Origin of the sequence: Streptomyces sp. S3(2020), from assembly GCF_013044505.1 — a bacterium.
Lineage (GTDB): Bacteria > Actinomycetota > Actinomycetes > Streptomycetales > Streptomycetaceae > Streptomyces.
Map to the genome: position 1 here is coordinate 1 of NZ_JABERD010000295.1, position 9,495 is coordinate 9,495.

General features: G+C 73.1%; 7 protein-coding genes and 2 pseudogenes. 7 read left to right on the forward strand and 2 right to left on the reverse strand.

Annotated features, from left to right (window positions below; translation table 11 throughout):
• Window positions 1-3: 3 nt before the first annotated feature.
• The 5 genes from HLK59_RS45165 to HLK59_RS45185 are packed head-to-tail and all read left to right on the forward strand — an operon-like array spanning window position 4 to window position 5,196.
• Window positions 4-1,605, forward strand: coding sequence for a lipid II flippase MurJ (locus HLK59_RS45165; protein WP_240983019.1), 1,602 nt, complete (start codon window positions 4-6; stop codon window positions 1,603-1,605).
• On the forward strand, window positions 1,589-2,311 hold the full coding sequence (locus tag HLK59_RS45170) for a polysaccharide deacetylase family protein (protein ID WP_171147490.1): 723 nt from the start codon (window positions 1,589-1,591) through the stop codon (window positions 2,309-2,311). Before HLK59_RS45165 ends, HLK59_RS45170 begins: the two co-directional genes overlap by 17 nt.
• A 1-nt stretch (window position 2,312) precedes the next feature.
• Window positions 2,313-3,458 (forward strand): glycosyltransferase, encoded by a 1,146-nt coding sequence (locus HLK59_RS45175; RefSeq protein WP_171147491.1) that lies wholly within the window; start codon window positions 2,313-2,315, stop codon window positions 3,456-3,458.
• The gene (locus HLK59_RS45180) at window positions 3,455-4,111 is read left to right on the forward strand and encodes a lipopolysaccharide biosynthesis protein (protein WP_171147492.1); all 657 of its coding nucleotides are present in this window, start codon (window positions 3,455-3,457) and stop codon (window positions 4,109-4,111) included. Before HLK59_RS45175 ends, HLK59_RS45180 begins: the two co-directional genes overlap by 4 nt.
• Window positions 4,108-5,196 (forward strand): GNAT family N-acetyltransferase, encoded by a 1,089-nt coding sequence (locus tag HLK59_RS45185; RefSeq protein ID WP_171147493.1) that lies wholly within the window; start codon window positions 4,108-4,110, stop codon window positions 5,194-5,196. The genes HLK59_RS45180 and HLK59_RS45185 overlap by 4 nt, the downstream gene beginning before the upstream one ends.
• A gap of 25 nt (window positions 5,197-5,221) precedes the next feature.
• Here the strand turns inward: HLK59_RS45185 and HLK59_RS45190 are convergent.
• A pseudogene (locus tag HLK59_RS45190) lies at window positions 5,222-6,437 on the reverse strand (glycosyl hydrolase).
• Window positions 6,438-6,573: 136 nt separating this feature from the next.
• Here HLK59_RS45190 and HLK59_RS45195 point away from each other — a divergent pair.
• Window positions 6,574-7,851 carry an ATP-grasp domain-containing protein gene (locus HLK59_RS45195; protein WP_171147494.1) on the forward strand — a complete coding sequence of 426 codons (1,278 nt, stop codon included), beginning with the start codon at window positions 6,574-6,576 and terminating at the stop codon, window positions 7,849-7,851.
• Entirely contained in the window at window positions 7,851-9,122 is a 1,272-nt protein-coding gene (locus HLK59_RS45200) for an NAD(P)-binding domain-containing protein (protein WP_171147495.1), read from the forward strand. Before HLK59_RS45195 ends, HLK59_RS45200 begins: the two co-directional genes overlap by 1 nt.
• Window positions 9,123-9,164: 42 nt before the next feature.
• Here the strand turns inward: HLK59_RS45200 and HLK59_RS45205 are convergent.
• Window positions 9,165-9,284, reverse strand: a pseudogene (locus HLK59_RS45205) (LPXTG cell wall anchor domain-containing protein); the annotation flags it as partial.
• Between the last annotated feature and the right edge of the window lie 211 nt (window positions 9,285-9,495).

Below are 9,495 nucleotides of genomic sequence, written 5' to 3' on the forward strand. Positions count from 1 at the left end.
CGCCTGATCCCGCGCGAGCCCGAGCAGCGCCCCGACCTCGCCCCCGTCTCCCGTGGGTTCCTGGCCAAGGCCACGCTCATCACCGCGGTCCTCTCCGTCGCCGGGGCGCTGCTCGGGCTCGCGCGGGATCAGGCGCTGGCGCGGCTCTTCGGGGCCGGGAGCGAGACCGATGCCTTTCTGGTGGCGTGGACGATCCCGGAGTTCGCGTCGACGCTGCTCATCGAGGACGGGCTGGCCTTCGCGCTGGTCCCGGCGTTCAGTCTGGCGTTGGCGCGACGGGCGCAGGGCGCTCCCGGGGATCCGGTGCGCTCGCTGGTCGCCGCCACGCTGCCCCGCCTCTCCCTCGCCTTCGTCGCCGTGTCCGCGCTGATCGTCGGCACCGCCCCCTACCTCGTCGAGGCGCTGGCACCGGGCCTGCCCGACCCCGCCCTGGCCGTCGACTGCACCCGGCTCGCCGCGGTCTGTGTGCTGGGCTTCGGACTCGCCGGATACTGCAGCGCCGCACTCCGCGCCCACCGCAGGTTCCTCGCGCCCGCCGGGATCTACGTCGCGTACAACACCGGCATCATCACGGCGATGTTCGTCCTGGGCGGGCAGTGGGGCGTGCGGTCGGCGGCGATCGGGGTCGCGATCGGCGGCGGACTGATGGTCCTCATCCAACTGCCCTCCTTCGTGAGGGAGTTGTTCCGCAAGCGGGTCGCCCGGCCGGAGTCGGGCGGGAGCGACGACCGTGCCGTCACCGCCGCCCTCGTCGCGACCGTCCTCCTCTTCGCCCTGTGCCGGCAGTCCCAGACCCTCATCGAGCGCTTCCTCGCCTCCACCCTCGACGCCGGCGCCATCTCGCACCTGAACTACGCGCAGAAGGTCGCCCAGATCCCGATGACCCTGTCGATGATGCTGTGCACGGTCACCTTCCCGGTGGTCGCGCGAGCCCTCGCCGACGGCGACATCGAGCGGGCCCGCAGCCGCGTGGAACGGGACCTGGCGCTGGCCACCTGCATGGTGCTGCTCGGCGCCGCCACGGTGATCGCCTGCGCCCCGCAGATCATCGAACTCCTCTTCCAGCGAGGCGCGTTCACCGCCCGGGACACCGCGGCCACCGCGGGCGTCATGCGTGTGTACGCCTTCGGACTGCTCGGCCAGACCCTCACCGGCGTGCTCGTACGGTCCTACTTCTCCGCCGCCCGCCCCAGCTGGTACCCGGTCGCCGCGATGGCCGCGGGCATCGTCGCCACCTCCTGGATCGGCGCCTGGACGGTGGGCCCCTGGGGCGTCAGCGGCATCGCCGCCGCCAACGCCGTCGGCATCACCGTGACCGCCGCACTGCTGCTGGCCGGCATGGGCCCCAGGAGCGTCCCGATCCGCAAGCGGGGCGCGCTGCGCGAGCTGAGCAGGCCCGTCCGTGCCGCGGTGGTCGCGACGATCGCCGGGACCTTCGTCGCCGGTCAGGTACCGGCCGCCCTGCCCGGGCTCGCCGCGGGCGGCGCGACCGTCGTCGCCGTCTTCGTCCTGCTCGCCTGGGCGCTGGACGCCCAGGGCGTCGTACCCGCACTGAGATCCCTCCGTTCCGTCACACGAAGGCTCACCCATGGCCGCTGCCGTTGATTCCGCCCCCGTCCCGTGGATCGCGATGTACCACTCGGTCGGCGACTGCTCCGACGACCCGTACCGCATCACGGTCACTCCCGACCGCCTCGACCGCCAGCTGAACTGGCTCCGCCGCCGCGGTCTGCGGGGCGTGTCCCTGGCCGAACTGCTCACCGCCCCCACCCGCGGTGACCTCGTCGGACTCACCTTCGACGACGGGTACGCCGACTTCCTCGACCACGCCCTGCCCGTGCTGCGCGAGTACGGGTTCGGCGCCACCCTCTTCGTCCTGCCCGGCCGGCTCGGCGGCGACAACGCCTGGGACCCGCTCGGCCCGCGCAAACCGCTGCTCACCGCCGACGGCATCCGCCGGGCCGCGCAGGCGGGCGTGGAGATCGGCTCGCACGGTCTCACCCACGTCGACCTGACCGAGGCCGACGACCTGCGGCTCAAGTCCGAGGTCGTCGAGAGCCGGGCCGCGCTGGAGGAGCTGACCGGCGCTCCCGTGGACGGCTTCTGCTACCCGTACGGGACGATCGACGCGCGTGTCGTCGACGCCGTACGAGAGGCCGGATACGCGTACGCCTGCGCCATCGACCCCGGTCCCCTCACCGGCCCGCACGCCCTCCCCCGGCTGCACATCGGCCAGAACGACACCGCCGTACGCCTCTTCCTCAAGCACCGGCTGCACCGGCTGCGCCGCCGTCCCGTCGAGGGGATCTGAGGTGAAGGCCCTCCACGTCATCACCGGCCTCGGTGTCGGCGGCGCCGAGCAGCAACTGCGGCTGCTGCTCGGGCACCTGCCCGTCGACTGCGACGTCGTGACGCTCACCAACCCGGGTCCGGTCGCCGACGGGCTGGTCGGCGACGGGGTGCGCGTCACCCATCTCGGCATGACCGGCAACCGGGACCTGGCCGCGCTGCCCCGGCTGGTCCGCCACATCCGGGCCGGCGGCTACGACCTCGTGCACACCCACCTGTACCGCGCCTGCGTCTACGGCCGTCTCGCCGCGCGTCTCGCGGGCGTCCGCGCGGTCGTCGCCACCGAACACTCCCTCGGCGACTCGCAGATGGAGGGCCGCCGGCTCACCGCCGGGGTCCGCGGCCTCTACCTGGCCAGCGAACGCCTGGGCCGCTCGACGGTCGCCGTCTCCCCGACGGTCGCCGCCCGGCTGAAGCGCTGGGGCGTGCCCGCCCCCCGTATCGAGGTCGTCCCCAACGGCATCGACCTGCCCCGCTTCCGCTTCGACGCCCTCCAGCGGCTGCACACCCGCCGCCGCCTCGGCCTGCCCGAGGAGGCCTACGTCATCGGCGGCATCGGCCGGCTCACCGCGGGCAAACGCTTCGGCACCGCCATCCGCGCCCTCGCCCAACTCCCGGACAGTTGCTGGCTGTTGCTGGTCGGCGGCGGCCCGGAGGAGCACCAGCTGCGCCAGGTCGCCCGGGCGGCCGGGGTCGCCGACCGGGTCCTGTTCACCGGCGAACGCCCCTACGTCCCGGACGGCTCCCCCGGCCCCGATCTGCCGTCCCTCGCCTCCGCGATGGACCTGCTGGTCTCCCCGTCACCCGAGGAGGCCTTCGGGCTCGCGGTCGTCGAGGCGCTGGCGTCCGGGCTGCCGGTGCTCTACAGCTCCTGCCCGGCGATCGAGGACCTGCCCCCGGAGGCGGCCCCCGGCAGCCGCCAGGTCCTGGGCGGCCCCGACGAGTTCGCCCGCGCGATCGCGGCGGCCCGCGCCGAGGGCCCGCGCCCGCGCACCGCCCCGGACGCCGCCCACCACTACTGCATCACCCGCAGCGCCGCACAGCTGATGGATGTCTACGCGGCCGCAGCCTCGTCGCCCACGTCACTCCAGGGAGTCAGTTCCTCATGACCGAGAACCCCACAGGACCGCGCCGCCCCGCCACCGTCCACGCCTGGGCCAGGACGCTCCCGGCCTGGTCCCTGATCGCGGCCGGTGCCGTCACCGGCGGCATGCTGGGCGGTGCGTACAGCCTGGCCAAGACGCCGACGTACACGGCGACCAGCTATGTCGTCGCCGTCCCCACCGAGAAGTCCGACCCCGCCTCCGCACTCGGCTTCGCGCAGGCCTACGGCCGGGTCGCGACGCAGCTCGCGGTGCTCGGGGACGCCCAGGTGTGGGCGGGTGTCCCGGTGCGGACGCTTCAGTCGAGCGTGCGGACGGCGACCTCGCCGGACGCCCCGATGGTCGCGATCACCGCGACCTCCGCGCGCCCCGACCTCGCCGCCGACATGGCCAACGCGGTCGCCCGCGCCCTGACCCGGCACGCGGACACAGCCCAGAGCGCCACCAACGTCGAGCTCCAGCAGTTCGCCCGCGCCACCAAGCCCACCGAGCCGTCCTCGGCGTCGCCCGCGGTGACGGGGCTGGTCGGAGCGAGCGCCGGCGGACTGCTCGGCGGCCTGGTGCTGCTGGTGCGGCCGCGACGGTCCGCCGGAGAGCCGGGGCGCCCGGCCTCGGTGCCCGGCCCGGCCGTCGCCGTCGACGCCCACGGCCAGCTGTGACGTACACGACGGAACTCGTCACCGACGACACCGTCTTCGCCGCGCTCGCCCCCGACTGGGCGCGCCTGTACGCCCGTTCCGGCACCGCGACCCCGTTCCAGAGCCACGCCTGGCTGCACTCGTGGTGGCTTTCGTACGGCCGTCCCGGGCGGCTGCGTGTCCTGGTGGTGCGCGACGGGGGCGACCTCGTCGCCGCCGCGCCCCTGATGCGCGTACCGCGTCCCGTGCCCTCCCTCGTGCCGCTCGGCGGGGCGATCTCCGACTACGGGGACGTCCTCCTCGACGACGAGCGGGGCGAGGAGCCGGTCGCCGCGCTCACCGACGGGCTGGCCGCGGCGGCCCGCACCGCGCTGGTCGACCTGCGTGAGGTGCGGCCGGGCGGAGCGGCCGAGCGGATCTACGACCACTGGCCCGGGCCACGGCGCCGGGTCGAGGACTCGCTGTGCCTGGAGCTGCCCGCCGTGCCGATGGACGAGCTGGTGGCCCGGCTGCCGTCGGCCAAGGCCCAGCAGCGGGTGCGCGCCAAACTGCGCAAGCTGGCCTCGCTCGGCATCGAACGGCATGTCGTGGAGCCCGACGAGGTCGACAAGGCGCTGCGGCGGCTGCTGGAGCTGCACCAATTGCAGTGGCAGGGGCGGAAGGTGACGAGCGAGCATCTGCGGCCCCGGTTCGGGGACCATCTGGTGCGCTCGGTCGCTCCGATGGTGTGTTCCGGGGACGCGGTCGTCACCGAGTTCCGGCTGGACGACGATGTGGTGGCCGTCGATCTGACGCTGCTGTCGCGGCGGCTCGCGGGCGGTTATCTGTACGGCGCCCATCCGTGTCTGCGCGAGCGCAAGGCGGATGTGGCGGTGATGCTGCTCGACGCGTGCAGCGAGCACGCCCGGGGCTCGCTGAGTCTGCTGCGCGGGAACGAGCCGTACAAGCACCACTGGAAGCCCGAGCCGGTGGCCAACCAGCGGCTGCTGCTGGCCCGGCGGCGTACCGCCCCGCTGCTGGCGGCGGCGCTGTGCGACGTCGCCGCCCGCAGCCGGGGCAAGGAGCTGGTGCGCGGATGGAGGGAGCGCGGTGGCGACGGGCCGTGACCGGCCCGCCGCCGCCTGCCGGTCCTCATCTGCTGCGCGACCACCAGTCGAAGCGCATGCACAGCTTCCCGCCGATCCAGTACTCCACCCACTCGCCCAGGTCCAGCGGCGAGCAGTTGGGCGGGTTCGTCGGTGCGTCCGAAGAGCACGGACCGGTAGATCTCCGACGCCTTGGGGTTGTCGTCGCACTGCCAGACGCCGTGCGGACAGTAGTCCGTCAGCGTGTTGTACAGCGGCTTGTGCTCGTCCATCCACGCGAGCATGCGCCGCATGTATTCGGGGTTGTCTCCGTTGCGGAAGAGTCCCCATTCAGGATAGGAAATTGCCTTGCCGTGGGATTTTGCGAAGTCCACGTGTTCCTGAAGCCCGTACGGCTCTTTCACCTGCTGGTCGAATGAGATGCCTTCCGGCTGGTCGTACGAGTCCATGCCGATGATGTCGACGGTGTCGTCACCGGGATAGCACTTCGTCCAGCCGATGGCGTCCTGGCCGCGGCTCGGCGTGAAATCGAAGCGGAATTTCTGGCCCGGCACCGAACGCATGGTGGTGACGATCCTGTTCCAGTACTTCTTCCAGGCCTCCGGGTCCGGCCCGCAGCGATGGGTGTACGTGATGCCGTTCATCTCCCAGCCGAGCACGATGACCGTGTCCGGCACCTTCAGCTCGACCAGCCGTTCGGCGAGGCGGCGGAAGTGGTGATCGAAGTCGCCGCGCGCGCCCTGCTGGAGCAGCCGCCGGACCTCGTAGTCGGGGACCCGGCCCTCGTTGCGCTCCTGCATGGGGACGTTGAGGACGAACATCCGGTCGTCGCGCTCGTTGCGCCAGGCGGCCCAGGACTCCAGGAAGTTGGGGGCACCCTCGATGTTGCTCCAGCGGTCGCCGGGCAGATAGGTGTGGCCCACCCGCAGATCGGCGCCGCCCAGCCAGCGGCTGAGCTCGGAGATGCGGTGCACTCCGCGCGGGCCGTAGTCGAGGTAGGCGCCGAAGGCGGGGAGCTCCGGGACGGGCTTCGGTTCGGGCACGATCACCGGGTCGGCGGACGGGGTGGCCGCCGGCGGCTGAGCGGACGCGGACGGAACGGCCGGGACCGCGGGCACCGCCGGTGTGGGAGCGGGAGGATCACCGGCCCGTACCACCCCCGCTGCGAATCCTGGCCCCGAGGCCAGGGCGGCGGACGCGGCGACCGTCGCCGCAATGAACGCCAGCCGTCCGGTCCGGGTCCGTCGCTGCTGTGGGTCCATGCCTGCTCCTTTCTCACTATCGCGCTAATCCGATAACTGACACTCAGTCATGTGAAGACGAACTCCGCCACCGTGCTTGCGGCTTTCGAGTGGCCCTGTCGCCCGCACGGGTGAATCGACCGAAGGAATTGATTCCGTGTCGCTGTTCGACACCCGCGTCCCCGCCGTACTGCTGCGGATCGACCGAAATCCCTTTCACCACGGAACGCTGGGGGCCGCGCGCTCGCTCGGCAGGGCCGGAGTGGAGGTGCATGTGATCGCGGACTCCGCCGGAAGTCCGGTGGCCCGGTCGCGTTTTGTCCGTCAGATCCACCCCCCGCCGCCACCGCGGGCGTCCGCCTCCGACATCGCCGTCGCGCTGCGCCGCATCGCCGCCCGGGTCGCGCGGCCCGCGGTGCTGATCCCGATGGACGACGCGAGCGCGGTCGCCGTGGACCGGCTGCGCGAGGAGCTGGCGCCCGCCTATCTGCTGCCCGCGGCGAGGGGCCCGCTGGCCGAGCGCGTCGCCGACAAGGCGGAACTGGCCGCCCTGTGCGCCTCCGTGGACGTACCGCATCCGCTCACCCTGATCCCGCAGAGCGCGGCCGAGGCCGCGGGCGCCGCCTGGCGGCTGGGCCTTCCGGTGATCGCGAAGTGGAGCAGGCCCTGGCTGCTGCCGACGGAGAGTGGGCTGCGCAGCACGGTGGTGGTGCGGTCCCCGCAGGAGGCGCGGGAGCTGTATCTGCGCTCGGCGGAGGCGGGCAGCCGGCTGCTGCTCCAGGCGTGTCTGCCGCCCGGCACCGACCGCGACTGGTTCTTCCACGGGTACGCCGACCGCTCGGGTGCCGTGCGTGGCGGGGGCGTCGGCGTCAAGCTCCAGGCCTGGCCGCGCGGGGCGGGCCTGACGGCGGTGGGCCGCTGGGCACCGGACCCGCGGGTGCAGTCGCTGGCCGAGCGGATCACCGGCGAGCTGGGCTACCGCGGCATCTTCGACCTCGACTTCCGCCGCGACGACGAGGGCCGCCATCACCTCCTCGACTTCAACCCGCGCCCCGGCGCCCAGTTCCGGCTCTTCAGCGACACCGCGGACCTGGACGTCGTACGCGCTCTGCACCTGGACCTGACACACCGTCCGCTGCCGCAGGGGGCGCCGCGGGCCGGGCGGGCGTTCGTGGTGGAGAACTACGCCCCGCTGACCGCGCTGCGCCCGAGGCGTGCCGGGCGGGAACTGGCCTGGGGTGCCCGGGACGACCGGGCGCCCGGCTGGGCGATGTGGTGGCTGTGGGGCCGTCATGTGTCCCGGCGCCTGCTGGAACGGTTGCGCGGGCTGTGCACTCCGGTGGGCGACCGGGCCCGCGTGCGCCTGGTGCGCCAGGCGACCGCCTCGCCGCTGACGACCGACCTGACCGACGACGAGAAAGCGAGCAGCCGCTGATGTACGACCTGCTGGTGGTGGGCGCGGGCCCGTACGGCCTGTCCATCGCCTCCCACGCCGCGGCCGCCGGACTGAAGGTGCGCGTCTTCGGCCGGCCCATGGCGTCCTGGCGCGATCACATGCCGCGCGGGATGTTCCTCAAGTCCGAGCCGTGGGCCTCCAACCTCTCCGACCCGGAGCGCCGCTGGCGCCTCGACGTCTATTGCGAGGGGCAGGGTGTGACGGCCCGTCACGGGGAGCCGATCCCGGTGGAGATGTTCGCCGAATACGGCCTGTGGTTCGCCCGCAACGCCGTTCCCAAGGTCGACGAGCGCACGGTGGCCCGGGTGACGGCCCTGCGCCCCGGCGGTTTCGAGACGGTCACCGAGGACGGCGAGGTGCTGCCCTCGCGCACGGTCGCGCTGGCCGTGGGTGTGATGCCGTTCGTGGAGATCCCCTCGGCCTTCGACGGCCTCTCCCCCGCCCTCGTCTCGCACAGCAGCCACCACGGCGACCTGGACCGCTTCCGGGGCAAGGACGTCACGGTGGTCGGCGGCGGCCAGGCGGCCCTGGAGACGGCGGCCCTCCTCGCGGAACAGGGCACCCGGGTCCGGGTCCTGGCGCGCGCGGGCGAGCTGCGCTGGAACGACGTGCCGCCGCCGTGGCGGCGCCCCTGGTGGCAGTCGGCGCGCTCCCCGCACAGCGGCCTGGGCTGCGGCTGGCGCAACTGGTTCTACGCCGAGCGCGCCGGCCTCTTCCGCCGGCTCCCGGAGCCGACGCGGGCCCGGATCGCGGCGACGGCGCTCGGTCCGGCGGGTGCCTGGTGGGTGCGGGACCGGGTGGAGCCGGCCGTGGAGGTGCTCCTCGCGCATGAGGTGGCGGCGGCCCGGGAGGTGTCGGGAGGGGTGCGGCTCGATGTGCTGGACCGGGCGGACGGGGCGGGGGTCCTGCGCACCCTGGAGACCGAACACGTCGTCGCGGCCACGGGATTCAGGGCGACCGGCGACCGTCTCGGTCTGCTCTCCGAGAGCCTGCGCACGGCTCTGGCCACGGGCGCGGACGGTACCCCGGCGGCCGGCCGGGACTTCGAGTCGCCGTCGCATCCCGGCCTGTTCCTGGCGGGCCTGGTGACGGCCTCCGCCTTCGGCCCGGCGATGCGTTTCGTGCACGGCGCGACCTACACGGCCGGTGCGCTGGTACGGGGGGTGCGGCGCCGTCTGCACACCGGGCCGCGCGGGGGGGTCGTCCCGGGGCCGGCGCGGCACGGCACGCCCGAGCCGGTACGACGCTGAGGGGCGCGGGTGCCGGACGGAGGTGGCCGGCACCCGACGCGCCTACTGGTGGGCTCCGGCCTGCCTACGGCCACGCCGGTACAGCACGGCTCCGGCCGTGATCATCGCCGCACTGCCGACGGAAGCGGCCAGCATGGCCTCGCTGCTTCCGGTGTCGGGGAGGTGGGGCGGCGGACCGTGGGGCCCGGGCTGTCTCTTCTACACAGCTGACGCTGCCGACGAAGAGGATCGTGTAGATGCCGGTTGCCGCCGCAGCCATACAAAAAAAAATAAACGAACTACAGCAACTATTCCGCCTCTAGCTCAAACTAAGAAACTATGCACTCTGCACACACACAACACATCTATGACGCACCCCCACCTCTTAGCCACA